19 protein-coding genes, 1 other RNA gene and 1 riboswitch are annotated in these 19,027 nt (G+C 42.7%); of the genes, 5 read left to right on the top strand and 15 right to left on the bottom strand.

What is annotated here, in order from left to right; translation table 11 throughout:
- Nucleotides 1–12 precede the first annotated feature (12 nt).
- The 3 genes from C5749_RS02355 to C5749_RS02345 all read left to right on the top strand — a co-directional run bounded on the left by C5749_RS02355 (nucleotide 13) and on the right by C5749_RS02345 (nucleotide 2,719).
- Nucleotides 13–1,314 carry an NAD(P)/FAD-dependent oxidoreductase gene (locus C5749_RS02355; protein ID WP_105725138.1) on the top strand — a complete coding sequence of 434 codons (1,302 nt, stop codon included), beginning with the start codon at nucleotides 13–15 and terminating at the stop codon, nucleotides 1,312–1,314.
- Between the two features lie 73 nt (nucleotides 1,315–1,387).
- Complete coding sequence (locus C5749_RS02350; protein WP_105722651.1) at nucleotides 1,388–2,110, top strand: pirin family protein; 723 nt, start codon at nucleotides 1,388–1,390, stop codon at nucleotides 2,108–2,110.
- Nucleotides 2,111–2,137: 27 nt separating this feature from the next.
- Nucleotides 2,138–2,719 (top strand): YceI family protein, encoded by a 582-nt coding sequence (locus C5749_RS02345; RefSeq protein WP_105722649.1) that lies wholly within the window; start codon nucleotides 2,138–2,140, stop codon nucleotides 2,717–2,719.
- Nucleotides 2,720–2,912: 193 nt separating this feature from the next.
- On the opposite strand, the gene C5749_RS02340 is transcribed toward C5749_RS02345, so the two are convergent.
- The 6 genes from C5749_RS02340 to C5749_RS19480 all read right to left on the bottom strand — a co-directional run bounded on the left by C5749_RS02340 (nucleotide 2,913) and on the right by C5749_RS19480 (nucleotide 6,120).
- Nucleotides 2,913–3,146 (bottom strand): hypothetical protein, encoded by a 234-nt coding sequence (locus C5749_RS02340; protein WP_105722647.1) that lies wholly within the window; start codon nucleotides 3,144–3,146, stop codon nucleotides 2,913–2,915.
- Between the two features lie 73 nt (nucleotides 3,147–3,219).
- Nucleotides 3,220–3,393 (bottom strand): GrpB family protein, encoded by a 174-nt coding sequence (locus C5749_RS02335; RefSeq protein ID WP_105722645.1) that lies wholly within the window; start codon nucleotides 3,391–3,393, stop codon nucleotides 3,220–3,222.
- 841 nt (nucleotides 3,394–4,234) lie between these two features.
- Nucleotides 4,235–4,825: a carbon-nitrogen hydrolase family protein gene (locus tag C5749_RS02330; protein ID WP_105722643.1), complete on the bottom strand. Its 591-nt coding sequence runs from the start codon at nucleotides 4,823–4,825 to the stop codon at nucleotides 4,235–4,237.
- Nucleotides 4,826–4,831: 6 nt separating this feature from the next.
- The gene (locus C5749_RS02325) at nucleotides 4,832–5,257 is read right to left on the bottom strand and encodes a hypothetical protein (protein ID WP_105722641.1); all 426 of its coding nucleotides are present in this window, start codon (nucleotides 5,255–5,257) and stop codon (nucleotides 4,832–4,834) included.
- A 174-nt stretch (nucleotides 5,258–5,431) separates the two neighbouring features.
- Nucleotides 5,432–5,799, bottom strand: a transfer-messenger RNA (tmRNA) gene (gene ssrA, locus C5749_RS02320).
- 30 nt (nucleotides 5,800–5,829) lie between these two features.
- Entirely contained in the window at nucleotides 5,830–6,120 is a 291-nt protein-coding gene (locus C5749_RS19480) for a hypothetical protein (RefSeq protein WP_146113663.1), read from the bottom strand.
- A gap of 19 nt (nucleotides 6,121–6,139) precedes the next feature.
- On the opposite strand from C5749_RS19480, the gene C5749_RS19475 reads away from it, so the two are divergent.
- A complete protein-coding gene (locus tag C5749_RS19475) occupies nucleotides 6,140–7,006 on the top strand; it encodes a histone protein (protein WP_146113662.1) in 867 nt (288 codons plus the stop codon).
- A gap of 30 nt (nucleotides 7,007–7,036) precedes the next feature.
- On the opposite strand, the gene C5749_RS02305 is transcribed toward C5749_RS19475, so the two are convergent.
- The 9 genes from C5749_RS02305 to C5749_RS02265 all read right to left on the bottom strand — a co-directional run bounded on the left by C5749_RS02305 (nucleotide 7,037) and on the right by C5749_RS02265 (nucleotide 17,654).
- Nucleotides 7,037–8,125, bottom strand: a complete 1,089-nt coding sequence (locus C5749_RS02305) for an MBL fold metallo-hydrolase (RefSeq protein ID WP_105725136.1) — start codon at nucleotides 8,123–8,125, stop codon at nucleotides 7,037–7,039.
- 80 nt (nucleotides 8,126–8,205) lie between these two features.
- Entirely contained in the window at nucleotides 8,206–8,916 is a 711-nt protein-coding gene (locus C5749_RS02300) for a HesA/MoeB/ThiF family protein (protein WP_105722635.1), read from the bottom strand.
- A 51-nt stretch (nucleotides 8,917–8,967) separates the two neighbouring features.
- A complete protein-coding gene (thiH, locus tag C5749_RS02295; RefSeq protein ID WP_105722633.1) occupies nucleotides 8,968–10,077 on the bottom strand; it encodes a 2-iminoacetate synthase ThiH in 1,110 nt (369 codons plus the stop codon).
- Nucleotides 10,078–10,090: 13 nt separating this feature from the next.
- A complete protein-coding gene (locus C5749_RS02290; RefSeq protein WP_105722631.1) occupies nucleotides 10,091–10,861 on the bottom strand; it encodes a thiazole synthase in 771 nt (256 codons plus the stop codon).
- On the bottom strand, nucleotides 10,858–11,478 hold the full coding sequence (gene thiE, locus C5749_RS02285; RefSeq protein ID WP_245893588.1) for a thiamine phosphate synthase: 621 nt from the start codon (nucleotides 11,476–11,478) through the stop codon (nucleotides 10,858–10,860). The genes C5749_RS02290 and thiE overlap by 4 nt, the downstream gene beginning before the upstream one ends.
- Nucleotides 11,475–12,077: a thiamine phosphate synthase gene (locus tag C5749_RS02280; RefSeq protein WP_105722629.1), complete on the bottom strand. Its 603-nt coding sequence runs from the start codon at nucleotides 12,075–12,077 to the stop codon at nucleotides 11,475–11,477. Before C5749_RS02280 ends, thiE begins: the two co-directional genes overlap by 4 nt.
- Complete coding sequence (gene thiC / locus C5749_RS02275; RefSeq protein ID WP_181151257.1) at nucleotides 12,074–13,888, bottom strand: phosphomethylpyrimidine synthase ThiC; 1,815 nt, start codon at nucleotides 13,886–13,888, stop codon at nucleotides 12,074–12,076. The genes C5749_RS02280 and thiC overlap by 4 nt, the downstream gene beginning before the upstream one ends.
- A gap of 27 nt (nucleotides 13,889–13,915) precedes the next feature.
- Nucleotides 13,916–14,134 (bottom strand): sulfur carrier protein ThiS, encoded by a 219-nt coding sequence (thiS, locus tag C5749_RS02270; RefSeq protein ID WP_219847882.1) that lies wholly within the window; start codon nucleotides 14,132–14,134, stop codon nucleotides 13,916–13,918.
- Nucleotides 14,135–14,188: 54 nt separating this feature from the next.
- Nucleotides 14,189–14,287, bottom strand: a riboswitch (TPP riboswitch).
- A 1-nt stretch (nucleotide 14,288) separates the two neighbouring features.
- Nucleotides 14,289–17,654, bottom strand: a complete 3,366-nt coding sequence (locus tag C5749_RS02265) for a DEAD/DEAH box helicase (protein ID WP_105722625.1) — start codon at nucleotides 17,652–17,654, stop codon at nucleotides 14,289–14,291.
- A 122-nt stretch (nucleotides 17,655–17,776) separates the two neighbouring features.
- Between C5749_RS02265 and C5749_RS02260 the strand changes: the two genes are divergently transcribed.
- Entirely contained in the window at nucleotides 17,777–18,988 is a 1,212-nt protein-coding gene (locus C5749_RS02260) for a multidrug effflux MFS transporter (protein WP_105722623.1), read from the top strand.
- Nucleotides 18,989–19,027 lie beyond the last annotated feature (39 nt).

Below are 19,027 nucleotides of genomic sequence, written 5' to 3'. Positions count from 1 at the left end.
GAACAGCTTATTATGGCAGATAATAAAAAACACATCGTCGTTGTAGGTGGCGGATTTGCGGGCATAAATTTCGTCAAATCTCTAGGAAAAAGCCACACCTATAACGTGACCCTGGTGGATATTAATAATTACAACTTCTTTCCCCCTTTAATTTACCAAGCCGCTACCGCTTTTATTGAAGCTTCTAATATCAGCATGCCTTTCCGCAAAATGTTCAGAAAGCACCAAGGATTTTCTTTCCATCTCGGAAAATTATTGAATATCCACGCGGAGCGTAATCTCATCGAAACTGATACCGGCAATCTATCATACGATTATCTAATTCTAGCCACCGGCACCGAAACAAACTTCTTCGGCATGGAGAACGTCAAGAAAAGGGCATTTCCGATGAAGAATATTACCGATGCACTCGCTATCCGGAATAAGCTATTACTGAACCTCGAAGATTACATTCAACGGACAGATGATCCGGATCGGGAGGCGTATATAAACATCGTCGTTGCCGGCGGTGGTCCCTCTGGTGTGGAGGTATCGGGTATGATTGCCGAGCTGAGTGAGCGTATTGTCAAAAAAGAATATCCAGAATTAGTGGGATTGAAACCCAAAATCCATCTGGTAGATGCAGGACCAGCTCTTTTAGGCCCTATGAGTAGCGTCGCACAGAAAGAAGCGTTTGAAGTACTGGAGAAACTGGGGATAGACATTACATTGAATACGGCAGTCAAAGATTATGTGGATGATACGGTCATCTTAGCGAATGGTGCTGAAATAAAAACGAAGACATTAATCTGGACTTCGGGTGTTATAGCGCGCGAGTTACCGGGGTTACCTGCAGAAAAATTTGGGAGGGGACGTCGGGTTTTAGTCGATCAGTTCAATGGTGTGCAAGGTTATAACAACATTTTTGCCATCGGCGACATCTGCTATCAAGACACAGACCCAAAATTCCCGAATGGTCATCCACAGTTAGCACAAGTTGCTATTCAACAAGGGATTTTATTGGCCAAGAACATTCTTGCCAAAGATCAAGGACAAACATTAAAACCGTTTTCATATGTGGATAAAGGAAGCATGGCCATTATCGCCCGTTACAAAGCTGTTGCCGACTTACCTAAATTTTCTTTTACCGGTTTCTTTGCTTGGCTCACGTGGTTGCTTATTCATCTCTTCCCTATCGCTGGCTTCCGTAATAGGTGGAAATTGTTAGGAAACTGGGTTTGGTCTTTCTATTCTGCAAACTCGGATCTTCGTTTAATCATCCGTAGCGAACGTAAGCGGGACAACAATGAAGTAAGAACGAATATTCATGGTTAGTTAACTTCTTAACATACATCAATAATTTAGTTAAAGACTTGCCATAACTTTGTGTTATCAAAACAATAAAGTTATGGCAAAATCAGTTTTACATCAAGCAGATTCCAGAGGAAAAGCAGACCACGGTTGGTTAAAGAGCTTTCATACCTTTAGCTTCGCTTCCTATCATAACCCTGACCGCGTACATTTCGGCGCGCTACGCGTATTAAATGATGACCGGGTTGACGGTGGACAAGGATTTGGCGAACATCCCCATAATAATATGGAAATCATTTCCATTCCGTTGAGTGGGGAACTGAAGCACCGCGACAATATGGGAAATCAGGGCGTCATCAAGCCTGGCGAAATCCAAGTAATGAGTGCCGGTACAGGCATTTATCATTCGGAGTTCAATAACTTACCTCATGAAGCTGCCGAATTCCTTCAGATATGGGTTTTTCCTGACAAGCAAAATGTTAAACCTCGATATGATCAAGCCGCAATAAACTATAAGCAACAGCCAAATTCGTTCGAACAGATTCTTTCTCCTAACCCAGAGGATGACGGTGTGTGGATACATCAAAATGCTTGGTTTCATATTGGGATTCTTGAAAAAGACAATAGCACGGAATATACACTCAAAGATTCGGCAAACAATGGTGTATACATTTTTGTTCTTACCGGTAGCGTGCAAGTTGGTGATCAAATTTTAAACAAACGAGACGGTTACGGGCTGTGGGAAATTGAAAGGTTCACACTTGAAGCGACTGCAGACGCAGAGATATTATTAATGGAAGTTCCAATGGAGCTTCAATAAGAATTAATTATTTAAAATTATATACAGATGAAAAAGTTAACTTTATTTTTTGCATTTCTATTCGTTTCAATAGGATTGTTTGCCCAGACAACTTGGACGGCAGACCCGTACCATTCTAAATTAGGTTTTACGGTTACCCACTTGGGTATTGCGGATGTCCCCGGCCATTTCAACACGTATGACGTATCGATCGTTTCGTCCAAAGAAGACTTTAGCGATGCTGCTATCGAATTGACTGTACAGACTAATTCGATAGACACCCGAGTGGAACCGCGGGATAATCATCTCAAAAGTGCTGATTTCTTTGACGCTGAAAAGCATCCTACCATGACATTTAAAAGCACGTCTATCAAAAAATCCGGACAAAATACGTATACGCTTAAAGGAGATCTCACCTTACTAGGCGTTACAAAACCGGTTACCATGACGATGAAACATCGCGGAACTACGCAAAATCCAAATGCTGACGGAGCTCCCGTAGCAGGTATCCAAATTACCGGAGTCATTAAGCGGTCTGATTTTGGTTTAGGTTCGAAATTTCCTGCGCCGATGATCAGTGATGAGGTGCAGATAAAAGCCGATGGTGAATTTGGGCATAAAAAGGATTAAGAAACCTTTCCAATGGGTTCTCATCACTCCTAAAAAAGACATCTAAAAATGATGTCTTTTTTTTGAAAATAAATGACAGCTACAACAGCTGTGTTTTGGAGATACGAACTTGTGATAGTTTGGATATTCGCAGCTTTCTTTGTTCCTTAAGAAGTTGTTTCTCCTAACGTTGTTCTTATCTTAGTTTGCCTGATTATTCTCGGCTTTCACTCTTACCTTGCTCTTCACGGCCCTTATCGACATTACGATTGTCATTTGTGGTACTTACATTTTCACCTAATTGTCCGTCCGCATCCAGATACTTATCTTCCATCTCTTGCGCAGTGGCTTCATCTAGATTTATTTCTTTTAAGCCACTTCCCGCTCCTCTGTCCGAAGATGGCTTACCTTGAGGTGCTTTGTTTCTTGCGTTTTTTCCTTTACTCATAACGATGTATCTTATAATCAAAAAATCTCCTGTTTACTTCTATATAAAGAACGTTGGCATAACCTAAAAGTTTTTATATGGGCTGGATAAGTCTATCCAAGTCTTCTTCAAGCGCTACACCGACAAGTATATCAATAATAGACTTAGCGGACAGCCCCTTTATGGATGTATTCCCAATATGATCAATTTCAGGTGATCTCTTCTCATGGCCTTTGCCGGAAGCTTGATAGATGCCCAGAAGTACCACCTGTAATTAAACCGAAAAAAGCCTCATTTTGTACATGTACATCGTGTTTACCGCAGTGTAGTTGACGGCTATGTCATGGTACAAAACGCACAATGCAAGGCACATCGTCGAGAAGTCCTGCAACAAAATCGTCCACTTACGAGACATCACGCACCACTACCTGTAGTTAACCAACAAAGCACCCAACAACATGCACATGTAGCGTGCAGGCATCGTCAACATACGGTACATATTGCACAAGTCAAGTGACAAAAGCAATAACACACGTAACATAACAGCTATGTCACAGTACAAAACCTTTATGTCCTGTGCAGACATCTGCATGTACATGTACGTAGCGACGCTGATCACTCCAACGGGCGTTATATCTTCCCCTTTCTTCTATCCCGCGTTTCCGCGGACTGCGTCGGTTTAAACGGTTTCATATGTCGCATTGCGAGGAAAAACCTACGTAAGAATTTTATTGTAGAACAATATATCCCGTCTTACGGGAAAATTATTGGCAAGGCATTAGAAAAGTCGTAACTTTTAAGGTGTAAATCAGAAACAACGACCGACTATTGGCTTTCGCAAAACGTTTTGTTTTGATACTCAGAGGTCGGTTAACAGACTACAGGTCTGAGAAGTTTTTCTCCTTTTTGGCAGGATGCTGAGCATCTCCATGTAAGCTATCGTATTGTTTGACTCTAAAAGGCGTATCTCCTCTCCCCTTTTGTCTGTTTGTCGGTGACGTTTATTCTGGATGGCGAATGACGTTCTTTATCAAGAGTAAATACGAATTATCAATGGTAAATACGAAAACCGGTGACATCGATCTTGGATAGGGTCGCCGTGGTTTTGTTTAGTGGTTACTCATTTCGTTTTCATAATACGGGTTTTTGATCGAACCGAAAGTTTTTAAAACCTTCCCATGTTCATTGCTACCAGAAAAATGTGGATGAAAAACTAGATGAGCACCATTACATGCACACCACCGAACAGACTCTGGATATCGAAAACCTTCATGGCAGATTGTAATCCCAAATTTTAATCCATTAATCTCAAACAATTGACGTTTTTCACCCGCCGTCCAAAGATTGTCTTCACTTGGGTCTAATTGATTCTTTGTCTGGAAGCCTAACAAATTGCCGTTCCTGTCAATTACAAAGACCAAATTATATATCTTGTCTTCAATATAACTATCCATGGGTAATACAAGCGCTATTTTGTTTCTTTCTGCAATTAATCTTGCTTCGTTCAAGGCTTTTTGCAAACTTTCATCCTTTCGATCTTCCCCAAGATATCCCATACCTGGATAGCCGGGAAGGAAAGATTCGGGAAAACAGACGATTTCAGCACCTTGCGAAACGGCATCAGAAGAAAGCGCTTCTAGCAATTCCAATCCGTGATTGATGGATGTTGGGAATGGAGGTGACGCGAGTGCTATTTTCATAATTTTTTACAATTTTTGTTTCGTTATCCATTTTTTCGTGGGCTCAACCCACTCTTTTAGCGGTTTATAAAGAAACCCATGACTTAACCCTGTATTTAATTTAATCTCTTCAAAAGTAGTGGTGTAATTATCTTTATCTTTCCAGTATTGATAGCTTTTACCTGCGATATCGTCCGATGAATCGAATATAGATAAAATTTGTCCATGAAATCTCCAATTATTGTTTTGTTCTTGATAATCATTATTTCCAGCAAGAAATACATAGTTAACCGAGTGTCTATTCATCGAAGAGGTGTGGCTGGCGATAATTGCACCTTTTGAAGCGCCCACAACAGTAATATCTCTTGGTTGAAGTCCTAGACCAATTAAACTGTCGATCTGCCTTGAAATCTTATCGGCATAAATTTCAGGGTCAACATTGGTAGTACGCACCTCACAATATACAGAAGAATTATTAACATGTAGGGCCGATAATATATGCCGGAGGGATTGCTTGCGCCTCACAAATCCCGCACACTACCCGCAGCGAATGTATTTCGAACCCTCCTATCGGGTTCTCATCCCTCCTGAAAAACAAAAGCCCAATCTTTCGATTGAGCTTTTATTTTGTGGAGCCGGAGGGATTCGAACCCTCGTCCAAACATAGTATGATTTACGCTTTCTACATGCTTAGTTTCTCTTTGGTTGTCGAGAGAGGGAAGGTGAAAAACTTACCTATACCGTTCTCCGTATTTGCTGTGTCTCACCGATGCTTAGCAAAATCACATCGGCCAGTTCTATTGTTCGATGCCCCTGATGTTAGACCAAAGAACAGGATCTAACGGGACAAATAGCTATGTTAAGTCTAACTTAAGCAGCTAAGGCGTAGTTTTCTTCGCCAGTTGTAAAGTTGAAAGTTCAGATTTAAGTGCTAGACTAACAATGCACTGCATGCTTACATAACCATCGCTATCCTGTCAATTCCAGTCGACCCCGTGATTATATAGCCTACAAAATTACGAAAATTAATTTACTTTCGCTATATTTAAGACGAAAACACTAATTTTAGTTTTACTTAAACATATCTTCATGGCTACAGAAAAGAAAACGACTCCAGAAACTGAACTGGTTAACGAGACAGCGGCATCCTCGGCGAAACCTACAGAAACCGTAAATAAAACCACCGCTACTAAATCTGTGGCTGCGAGCAAACCTAAGGCGCCTTCCGCAACGAAAACTGCAACTGGAAACACTGCAAAGCCTGCGACTGCACCGGCAAGTAAGACCGCAGCAACCAAATCCGCTGCGACCAGCAAACCAAAAGCGGCCTCGCCAGTGAAAACGACAGCGGCAAAAAGCGAAAGTACTCCGAAACCTACGACAACTCCCGAAAACAAAACTGCTCCTGCAAAACCCGCTACCGCAAGCAAGCCTAAGACAACTCCTGCGACAAAAACAACAGCACAAAATACTGGAAGCAGCGCAAAACCCGCTACTACAGTCGCAAGCAAGACCACCGCAGCTAAGCCAGCTACCGCAAGCAAGCCTAAAACAACTTCTGCGACAAAAACAACAGCACAAAATACCGGAAGTAGCGCAAAACCTGCTACAGTCGCAAGCAAGACCACCGCAGCTAAGCCAGCTACCGCAAGCAAGCCTAAGACAACTTCTGCGACAAAAACAACAGCACAAAATACCGGAAGTAGCGCAAAACCTGCTACAGTCGCAAGCAAGACCACCGCAGCTAAGCCAGCTACCGCAAGCAAGCCTAAGACGCCTTCCGCAGCAAAAACCACAACACCAAAAAGTGGAAGCACTGCAAAGCCTAAGGCAACTTCGGAGAGTAAAACTGTGGCAGCTAAACCGACAAAAAGTACCCCTAAAGCATCTTCATCTGCTGAGAAAAGTCTAAAAAAAGGAGGAAAATCAGCCGACGCTAAGAAACTTGTTAAAGAAGCATCTTATAAAAGTGAGGTAAAAGAGCAGGTGAAGCCGGACAAAAAGAAGGAAAAGGCAAAGAAGGAAAAGAAGCAAGACAGCAAAAAAAGCAAGCCAAAGTCTAAAAAAACGGCTGACAAGAAAACAAAAATAAAAAATGAAAAACCGGTTGGCGGACTCAAAAAGAAATTAAAAAAACTGATTGAAGACGTATTGGATAAAAAGGAAAAGAAAGCGACAAAAGGAAAGAAAAAGAAGAAATAAAAGTTTGCAGAGGAAGGGTGATCGGCAACACTACCGGAGCCCTTCCCACCAAGCTGTATTTGATGCAATACTGTCCATATATATCACTTGCCCGATTTTGGGGGTAATAAGTTCGACATGGCTTTCCTGAGCTGCTTCGGTAATTCTAATTAAAGGTTCGTCCCATGCGTGATTTGCTAACGGAAATTTCGCGGAATGGACAGGAATTACATGAGCTGCTCGTAAATCTTCCGTTGCTATGATGACTTCTTCAGGCATCATATGTATGTAATGCCACATTTCATTGTACTGCCCGTTTTCGAGAATCGCAAAATCAAAAGGCCCATGTTGCTGTCCTATTTCTTTAAAATGCTGACCATAACCACTATCTCCACCCAAAAACAATTTTTTAGATCCCTGCAGGACGAACGACGACCAAAGTGTTGTATTTCTTTTAAAAGTGCGGCCTGAGAAATGCCTTGCCGTAGTCGAAGTAATATCTATACCGTCAAGCTTCACACTATCGCCCCAGTATAATTCCGTAATCCGATCGGCAGGATATCCCCATTTTTCCAGATGTGCCCCCACTCCTAAGCCAGTGACGATATGTTTAATTTTATGTTTCAGCTTCACGAACGTATTGTAATCCAAGTGATCCCAATGATCATGCGTAATAAAGAGTATATCGACCTCGGGCATATCCTGAACCGTGTAATCGTAAGTGCTATTAAAGGCACGCACGCTGACACGTATCGGAGTAGCGTATTTACTGAATACAGGATCTACTAAAATTTTCTTCCCATCTAATTGAATGAAATAGGACGAATGTCCAAACCACACATACACATTGCTGTCGATAGGAAGCGTGTGCAAATCATTTATGACAACGGGTATGGAATCTTGAGGCGCATTACGAACCTTCTTTGTAAAGAAGAACCCCTTAATGATGTCCCGGTAAGTGACACCTTCTACTAAAGCTGGCGTAGGTTCGAGATTATCAAATGCGCCATTTTTATAATTGGGCTTGCTCTCCATCCGCGCTAAGCGCTCTCCTGTAGCGTTAGCTCCAAAACGATCGTGCCGCATATATAGAAGACCGCCAACGACCAGCAGTACAATCAGGATCAGTAAAATCTGCATACTTCGAATTAAAAACTTTTTCATTTATGCAACCAAAATTAGCGGATTACATCTCATTAAAAAGTCATAAAATAGCAACATCAAAATGTAATTGTCATAAAATTCCACTGCCACGTATCGACGATAGTAAGTTGATTGGTCACGATGGGTAAGTCCGTAATCATTTTAAGTACCTGCATGGACATCATCGTACCGACAATGCCAGGCAATGGGCCTAGTACGCCATTTCGATCGCAATTGGGCACGTCTTCGGGATTAGGAGCTTCAGGATACAGGTCTCTGAGGTTTTTGCTCCCCTTGTAGTTAAAAACAGCCACTTGTCCCTCGAAAGCGAAAATACTCCCGTAGATCAGCGGCTTATTCAGTGCTACACAGGCATCGTTAACAATATAGCGTGTTGTAAAATTATCGGAACCGTCCACCACAATATCATAATCATGAATGATACCCTGTACATTCTCCACATCTATTTTTTGACAGATAGGAATGAAGGTTATATGGCTATTGAAATTTTTTACAAAATCGGCTGCGCTCTCCGTTTTGGATTTTCCAATCGTGCTTTCCCGGTGGATAACCTGCCTATTGAGATTATGTAGTTCCACTTCGTCGAAATCGGCTACAGCTAAAACACCTACGCCAGCTGCTGCTAAATATTGTATAACCGGACTACCCAGTCCGCCCGCCCCTACCACAAGTACCTTGGCTTCGCCAATTTTTCGCTGCCCAACTACACCTATTTCGTCAATAAATATCTGTCTGCTGTATCGGCTGAAAACGTCATCTGCATGCATTGTTTCTGTTCATTATTTTATCTCCAAAAACTATTGGAGCAGAAGCCAAAATTACCAATAATTATCCCAATCTTTCATGATCGGTTCGTAGCCCACCTGATAAATTACATTTCGTATTTCGTCCATGCTACGTTCGTCGCTGGTTTCAAACTGTTCCAACGATTGTGGATCCACCACATATCCTCCAGGATTGGTTTTCGATGCTGCGCTCATCGTCGTAGCACCAAGCGAAATAATATGGTTCCTAAATTTTTCATTCTCCCGGGTGGAAATAGAAATTTCCAAGTCCGGGTTCCAGATTCTATACGCACAAATCAGCTGCAGTAAATCCCGGTCTTCCATAATAAAGTTTGGTTCTATAATCCCTTCAGCCGGTCGCAATCGGGGAAAAGAAACCGAATATTTGGTCTGCCAATACGTCTTCTGCAAATAATCAATATGTAAAGCATTAAAGAAACTATCTACCCGCCAATCTTCCAAACCCAGCAATACTCCTAATCCGATTTTATGCAATCCTGCTTGCCCTACCCTATCAGGCGTATCCAAGCGGAATGCAAAGTTTGATTTTTTACCTTTCGGATGATATTGCTTGTATACTTCTTCGTGGTAGGTTTCTTGATATACTAAGACGGCGTTCACGCCAGCTTGATGGACAGCATAGTATTCCTCCTGCGATAAGGGTTGCACTTCGATCGAGATGTTTGCAAAATGGGGACGCAGCAACTTTATCGCCTTGAGGAAATAATCTAAACCCACGGTTTTATTGGCCTCGCCGCTGACTAAAAGAACGTGATTTACACCCATGGCTTTCAATGCACCTGCCTCCTGCATAATTTCTATGCTGCTCAAGGTTTTACGTTTGAGCTGATTGTCCATGCTGAAACCACAATATGTACAGATATTTTGACATTCGTTGCTAAGATACAGCGGTGCAAACAGCTGTATGGTTTTTCCAAACCGCTTTTGAGTAAGCCGTTGCGCCATATATGCCATCTCCTCCAACGACTGACTTGCCGTAGGCGATAAAAGCACTAAAAAATCGTCCATTGTTTTTTTAGTCTTATGAAGGCTTCGCCGTACATCTGCATGACCAACGTTGTAGATTCTTTCGTGAATAGAATCCCATCTGTATTCTTGGAATTTTTTTTGGAATGATTGCATTTTATCTGTTTTTCTAATCCAACAAAAAGTTCGTCAATGGGCTAGATGCTACCGCAACCGTCTGGGAAGCAGGTAAGCCCGCCTCATAAGCCCTTCGGCCAGCAATGACTGCCTCTTTAAACGCGATTGCCATTGCTGTCGGATCGTTTGCAACCGCAATAGCTGTATTGACCAAGACGGCATCTGCTCCTATTTCCATCGCCTTCGCTGCATCTGAGGGTGCACCAATACCGGCATCGACCACCACAGGAACATCGCTTTGTTCTATGATAATTTCTAGAAAGTCTAACGTTAGTAAACCTTTGTTACTACCGATAGGCGCACCCAGTGGCATAACCGCTGCCGTACCCACATCTTCTAATCTTTTACACAAGACAGGATCGGCGTGGATATAAGGCATCACAATAAAGCCTTCTTTTGCCAATAGTTCTGTGGCCTTGAGCGTCTCAATCGGATCGGGCAAAAGATATCGCGGATCGGGATGAATTTCCAATTTAACCCAGTTGGTTTCGAGCGCTTCTCTAGCCAATTGTGCTGCCAGAACAGCCTCCTGCGCATTTCTCGCACCCGATGTATTCGGCAAGAGATTCACATCTGGAATCTGTAAGGCCTGCAGCAAATCGTCCGAACCAGACTGTAAATCCACGCGCTTTAAAGCCATGGTTACCAATTCCGATCCAGAACTCCGGACGGCTTCTGTCATCCCTTCTAGCTTACCAAACTTACCTGTTCCCAAAAACAGTCTGGAATTAAATATTTTATCTGCAATATGTAGTTTACTCATGATAATAATTGTTTAAAATCAGAAATAATCACCGGCGTATCCGTTATGGCTTTGGATACCGCAATGCCATAAACGCCTTCTGCTAACAATGTCGGGATATCAGCAAGATTAACCCCACCTATGGCATAAATGGGTGGAAAATGGAGGTGGTGTTCTTTTAAATAGCAAATTATCTTCCGGTAACCCTCCACTCCCAAAATCGGGCTTAATTTTTCCTTTGTACCCGTTGGCCGATATGGCCCTAGGCCGATATAATCGCAACCTTCGTCGATTCTTTTTAATACATCCGTTATAGTATTGGCCGTACCACCGATTATTTTTCCTGCGCCTAAAATACGTCGTGCCTTTTCAATACCCTCGTCTTCCAATCCCAAATGCACACCATCGGCATCGACCTGCTTGGCAAGCGCTATGCTATCATTGATAATATAGGTCGCCCGATAATGCGCACACTGTACTCTTACCTTTTCGGCGAGCTTCTGGTGTTGCTCATCGGCGGCGTTCTTCCAACGCAGCTGAACCCAATCCGCTCCATTATCCAATGCCTGCTGGATATTGTGCTCCTGCTCCTTCGCTGTAGCGCCTTGTGATATATATTGTAATTTACTTCGCATCATGATGATGAAATCCCATTGGGGATGTGTTTGTTTATTGTTTCAAATACCTGTATCGGCGCTGGGGTTTTCCAAATCGCCCCCAATAAGGCTACGCCATCTGCACCTGCGCTCATAACCTGGGAATAGTTTCGCTGATCTATACCGCCCAGCCCCACTAGCCGCACCTGCAGGTTGCGCCGCAGCGACAGGTCGTCTAGCACGGTATAACCTACGCCATATCCTTTTTTGGAGATACTGGGGAAAATTGGCGATAAAAAGGCATAATCCCATACAGCCATTAAGCTATTGAAAGCTGCTATCGTATGGACCGAAGTGGATAACGTAAAGCCAGTCATAAATGCTTTGTGCCGGTTCTGCTCCCGGTCTTCTTCTCTAAAATGCAAGCGCTCAATTCCCAATTCGTTTGCTAAGTGAAAATGCGAATGTAGAACTAAGCGCTGCCTATAACCGCTATCTATGTTGTTCACGTACGCCATCATTTCCGTATCGCTAAACTGATATTTACGGATATGAAACAGCGGCAGCCCTCTTTCTAAAAGCGCATTGATAACCGCTACTTCATATGCTACGGGCTGTTCTGGCGACAGCAGAATAATCATAAATAAATTTCTTTGCCTTGTTCTACAAATTCTTTGGATTTCTCTGCCATTCCTTGTTTAGCCACATCCCGGATCTCCTGCGTGATTTTCATCGAACAGAATTTCGGTCCACACATGGAACAGAAATGGGCGACCTTGGCACCATCGGCCGGTAGCGTCTCATCGTGGTATTCACGTGCTGTATCTGGATCGAGCGATAAGTTAAACTGGTCTTCCCAGCGGAACTCAAATCTTGCTTTGCTCAATGCATTATCTCGATATTGGGCTCCCGGATGACCCTTTGCCAAATCAGCAGCATGGGCTGCTAGTTTGTATGTGATGACACCATCTTTCACGTCTTTTTTATTGGGCAGGCCTAGGTGTTCTTTCGGCGTCACATAACAAAGCATAGCGCAACCATACCACCCGATCATCGCGGCTCCAATGGCTGATGTGATATGGTCGTATCCCGGTGCGATGTCGGTGGTTAGCGGTCCCAATGTATAAAAAGGAGCTTCATCACATTCCGCTAACTGTTTTTCCATATTCTCTTTAATCATATGCATGGGTACATGCCCTGGTCCTTCGATCATCACCTGTACATCATGCTTCCAGGCAATTTTAGTCAACTCTCCCAGTGTTTCCAATTCGGCAAACTGAGCCGCATCGTTAGCGTCGGCGATGGATCCCGGCCGTAAGCCGTCGCCCAATGAAAAGGCTACGTCGTAGCGTTTCATAATTTCGCAGATTTCTTCAAAATGGGTATATAAAAAACTCTCTTTATGATGGAATAAACACCATTTTGCCATGATAGAGCCACCGCGGGAGACAATACCCGTTACGCGCTCAGCTGTCAAATGGATATAGCGTAAGAGTACACCAGCATGGATCGTAAAATAAGACACGCCCTGTTCGGCCTGTTCTATCAAGGTATCCCTAAAGATCTCCCAGGTAAGGTCTTCAGCAACGCCATTTACCTTCTCTAGCGCCTGATAAATAGGCACTGTACCAATGGGCACCGGAGAATTACGGATAATCCATTCTCTGGTTTCGTGGATATTTTTCCCGGTAGATAAGTCCATAATGGTATCTGCTCCCCATCGACAAGCCCATACCGCTTTTTCCACCTCCTCTTCGATACTGGATGAAACTGCGCTGTTTCCGATATTGGCATTTATCTTCACGAGAAAATTGCGGCCGATAATCATCGGTTCGCTTTCCGGGTGATTGATATTATTGGGGATAATTGCTCTTCCGGCTGCAACCTCATCGCGTACAAATTCCGGTGTGATTTTTTGTTTAGGGGTACGTGCACCAAAACTATCACCGGCATGCTGCTGACGCATAGCCATAGTGGCTGCTTCTAATTGCTCTATACGCTGGTTTTCGCGAATAGCGATATATTCCATTTCAGGGGTAATGATACCTTTTCTGGCATAATGCAATTGCGTTACGTTGCATCCTTCCTTAGCGATCTTCGGTTTATGGCTATATTCGAAACGTAGCTCGTCAAGACTTTGGTCGGCTAGACGTTCTTTTCCGTATTCGGAGCTGATATTGTCCAACACGTGTACATCTCCTCTGTCCAATATCCATTGCTCACGAAGTCTCGGAAGCCCTTTGCGCACATCTATATCGGCATGTTCGTCTGTATACGGGCCCGAAGTGTCATACACCGTAATCGGCGGATTAATATCGATCTCCCCCGTACTCAATTTGGTCGGATGTTGGGCAATTTCGCGCATGGCAATTTTAATCGGGAAGAGCTTTCCTTCGACATACACTTTTCTGGAATTAGGAAACGGTTTGTGTGTGATTGTTTGCTTGATCATAATATGCTGATTTGATAGATTATAGAATTAACCACCTTGTGTAGCGGTAATAATGAGAATGGAATCCCTATCTCGCAATTCGGTAGATGCCCATGCCGTTTTGGGCACAACTTGGCTATTAATAGCAACAGCGACACCTTTGGTTTTCCCCGGCGCTTCCAATTGCATTAACTCCGCGAGTGAAACCGGAGCCGATTCGAAAAATTTTACTTCATGATTGATAATAAGTTCCATTCCTGCTGACATTTTATTCAATAAATAAAACTTTAGGAATGACTACGACGATGCAGAACGCACCAATGAAGACATCTTACTTTTCCCTACGCCAGTATGATCCGGATCAGGTTCAAAGGGTGAAATCTCAGTCTGCTAAATCTGCAGACACCCCTAAAGTGTGGGACTAAGATAACACTTTTTTTGGAATAAAACCTAATATTTCTAGCAAGTCATGCTTTGATAGACCATCTAACAAAGATTTGTCGGTCTTAATTAACGCTTGCGCTAACGTATTCTTTTTCTTTTGCAGACGCATGATTTTTTCCTCAACAGTATCCGTACAGATTAGTCGGATAGCCATTACATTTTTCTGCTGGCCGATACGGTAGCTGCGATCGATGGCTTGATTTTCTACTGCCGGATTCCACCAGGGGTCAACAAGATAGACATAATCCGCTTCTGTAAGGTTGAGCCCCACTCCGCCTGCTTTCAAGCTGATCAGAAATACACGGATATTTTCGTCTGTCTGAAAATTTTGCACCTGCGTTCTTCTATTTTTTGTTTGCCCGGTCAAGTAGACAAATGGAATATCTTTTCGTTCAAGCTCTGCCTTAATCAGGTCCAGCATCTCCACAAACTGCGAAAAAACTAAAATTTTATGCGCTGCGGATTGGCTTTCGATTTGCGCTGTCAGCACCTCGATTTTAATCGCGTTATCACCCGAATACCCCCCTTTAAGCAGCACAGGTGAGTTACAAATCTGGCGAAGCTTGGTCAGCCCGGTCAATACGTGCATACTGCTTTTATGGATTTCGGATTCATCTGTCGCTGAGATGAAATCCCGTAATTCTCGCTCGTAGGTATCGTAAATCTGGCGTTGCTCGACATTCATTTCACAATAAATGATCATCTCTGTTTTTTCCGGCAATTCTTTTGCAACTTGCTTTTTTGTTCGGCGTAATATAAATGGCTTAATCTTCTCCTGAAGCTCCACCGCGCGCTTGCTGTATTCAAATTTATCAATCGGGATGGCGTAGGTGTCTCTGAAATATTGTTTACTTCCCAACAATCCCGGACAGGCAAACGAGAGTTGTCCAAAAAGATCGAATGTGTTATTTTCGATAGGGGTTCCCGTCAGCACAATTTTATTACGTGATTGCAACAGTCGGGCAGCCTTGTATCGTTCAGAATTTGGATTTTTAATGGCCTGCGACTCATCTAGAAAGATATAATTATAATGGAACGTTTTCAGAAAACGGACATCGGACAACAACATACCGTAACTGGTCAATACCACTTCATATTTACCCATCTCCTCCACAGTGTTGCCTCTTTCAGCTCCATAATGCACTAATGTCTTTATAGACGGCGCAAATTTAGATAATTCTTCCTGCCAGTTGAATAATAAGGAGGTCGGTACAATAATCAGATTGGTTGTATGTCCGTGTTTTTCCCGTTGGGTTAAGATAAAGGCAATAATTTGCACTGTTTTCCCTAAGCCCATATCGTCCGCAAGACATCCTCCAAAATTGAAATTGTCCAAAAAATTTAACCATTTCAATCCCTCCCATTGGTACTCCCTCAATTGCGTCCTTAACGCAGCAGGAACCGTAACGTCCGGGAAATTATTTTCCTCCGCGAACTGCTTTTGAAAAACCTCAATTTCGGCTTGTACTTCTTCGCTCAACATTTCTTTTTCAAATAGGTTTGTTACCTCCAAAAAGTTAGTTTTGGAAATTCTCAACAATTCCTTGTCTATTTCTCCCACATGAAAATAACGCGAAATTTTGGCTATCCATTCCTCAGGCAGTATCCCCTGTGTGCCGTCATCCAATTGGACAAATTTGCTTTTGTTCCGAATGGCCCGGTGCACTTGTTTTAAGCTGGCATTATTTTTTCCGAAACGGACCTTCAATTTGGCATTAAACCAATCTAAGCCACTATTTACCTCGATGCTTATTTTTGCCCGATGTGGATTTAATCTGTTATTCTTGAGTTCATGGAAACCTAAAATCGTAATTCCTTTCGCTCGCCACACTTCAAAGGTTTCTAAAAACCAATCTTCATCCAGAAATTGGTCTTTATGCAAATAGAAATATTCGTGCTCTTCTATTTGTTTCCGGAAGTATGGGTGCTGGCGCATAACGATAGAGGTCAGGCGTTCTTCCGCTTCCTTATTGCGTTCGATTTTGAATTCATTCCCGTTTTGGTCAGTATCTAACACCTGTTTTCGAGAATATACTGGAATCTCGATAGCACCATATTTCATTACCGGTGTAATCGATATGTAATTCCCCTCTTGATGTAGGTATATGATGCGTTCGGTCTGGAATTCTTTTTCTGTGAGTTGTCCCTGCGTAGCAACCTGTATATAACTATAATCAATATGCAATAATGCCTCCAATGGTGCAAGTACCGTTTGAAAGAACTCCTCATATTTCGAAGCGTGCACCAACAAAATCTCGTTATTCGATTTGAAGAATTTAATTACCCGAAGCATATCTGGGTGGTCCACTAAATAGAAAACTTGCTTATGATAGACGAAATGATCATATCGGATATCGACGTTTGTGAATGGCAGCGACGTATTATCAAATCGCAATTCGCCCGTTATCTCATAAAACGGTTCTTTTTTAAATACCCGCAACTGTATATCCGCTGTCAAAACCTTTAATTCGACAGCAATCAGAGATTTCGCTGTAACTGCTTCCGAGATATTCCGGTCGTGGTAGTAGACCTCCAGTTCTAATGGGTTTTTAGCAATCAGTTTTAACGCTTCCAGTTCAGTCTCCGTATGGTCCTCACTATATTTATGCTGAAAACCCATCATAGCCGTGTAGAATTTGATCTCCTGCGGGTCATTCGCTTTCCAGACCAACTGCATAGGATCTACATTCGTTATCGGGTTTTTAATCTTACTGGTTCGGGTAGTATCGGCTTCCATCAGCAGGAAATTCAGCTGCTGGTAATAACGATGTCTACCAATTACCAATAGCTGTCTTTTAAATGTGTCCTTCGCATTCAATTCTTTTAAAATCGATCGTCGTTTAGGTATTAGATTTTTTCTAAAAAGCTGCTCATCCATAGAGAGCAACTCTTTTATTTGGGTTTCGATGCGAAGTTTTCCTTCTTGATGGTTCAACCGGAAATAGTCGTCCAAATGTGGTTCGTTTTCCACACCATAACGCTTCGCCCGCGTCAACAATGTGCTGTTTCGAAGCGTCTTATCAAAGAAAATACGGTAGTCTTTTCGCTCTAGAATACCATAAATAATCTCGGCTTGATGCGCACATAATGCGGCAAAACCAAGCCCACAAGAGCATGAAGATATAACCGTGTTGCCCACCTGGCTCACTGCAACATGAGGAAATCCTACCACATTTATTTTCGTGAATACACCCGCATTCAATTCTAAGGAGATAGCGAAAATATCCTGAAAATCCTGCTTCTCCATAAAATCTCCACTTGCTGTATGTTTAAGCAGCTCAAACACCGAAAGACTTTCTATGTTGGTATTCGCTAATGTGTATTCTTTTGGTAATCCCGTCATGAAATGCAAATGAACTATATTTTGAATAAGTTAGCAAATTTTGACAAAACTGGTAAATAATAGTGCGCATATTATCTTAATTTTGTGCCGACATTATCCCACGACAAAGAGACATTCCACACATGAATATTAATGCTGTTTCCCGAAAAAAACGATTTGCAATATTATTAACACTGGGACTACTATCAGCTATCGGTCCATTTTCGATAGACATGTATCTCCCTGCTTTTGAAACCATAGCCCTGGATTTTGAAACAACGATTGAGCATATACAGCTTTCGCTGACCGCTTTCTTCGTTGGAATTGCGTTTGGTCAGCTGATCTATGGACCACTGCTCGACAAATTTGGAAGAAAGAAGCCACTACTTGTCGGTTTAGTAATTTACATTGGTGCTTCTATATTATGTGCATATACAAAGGAACCTAACCACCTCATTTTTTTACGCTTCATGCAGGCTTTAGGTAGTTGCTCCGGGATGGTAGCCAGCCGAGCCATGGTAAGGGATATTTTTGAGCCAAGGGAGGCAGCCAAGGTATTTAGCATGCTCATGTTGGTTATAGGTATCTCTCCTATTGTGGCGCCGAGCGTTGGGGCTTTTGTTCTGACCAATTTTGATTGGCATATCATTTTTGTCATACTGGCTGTACTCGCTTTCTTAATCTTGTTGAGTGTTATTTTCATCTTACCCGAGTCGTATCAGGGAAATAAGGAAATGTCTTTACAGCCTCGGGCTATTATAGCAGACTTTTGGCATGTTTTTCGGAATCCGGTATTTCTTCTATACGCGGCGGTTGGCGGCTTCGCCTCAAGCGGTCTTTATGCATATCTATCTGGTTCACCGTTTGTGCTACAGCGTTTGTTTGGTCTGTCTGAGGCCGAGTATGGAGCGGCATTTGCATTAGTCGCTTCCACCTTGATTATGGCAACGCAACTTAACCGTGTTTTACTCAATAGATGGGATAGTGAAGGAATTTCCAAAAAAGCAAGCTTTATACAGGCCTCGGCAGGGGTATTGCTCGTGGTTATTACCCTATCGGGAGGAATGAACCTCTACGTACTGCTAGCCCTTATATGCGTCTTTCTCTGTAGTCAAGGATTTATTTTCCCCAACACCTCCGCATTAGCATTAGCTCCTTTCGGAAAACTTGCTGGTATCGCATCTGCGCTTTTAGGTTGTATCCAGATGGCGTTGGGCGCGTTTACTTCTGCTTCTGTCAGTTACTTCCATGATGGATCCATGTTGCCTATGGCTGCCGTGATGGGCTCCAGCGCGTCAATAGCGTGCTTAATATATTTTTTAGTTGACAAACGCGAAAAAAATACGGTTTCCTAATCATACACCGAAAGAAACCATTTCTTTTGTTCTTTGTTC

The sequence above is a fragment of the Sphingobacterium gobiense genome (genome assembly GCF_002980575.1).
GTDB lineage: Bacteria > Bacteroidota > Bacteroidia > Sphingobacteriales > Sphingobacteriaceae > Sphingobacterium > Sphingobacterium gobiense.
This window is presented reverse-complemented; position numbering and strand designations above follow the sequence as displayed.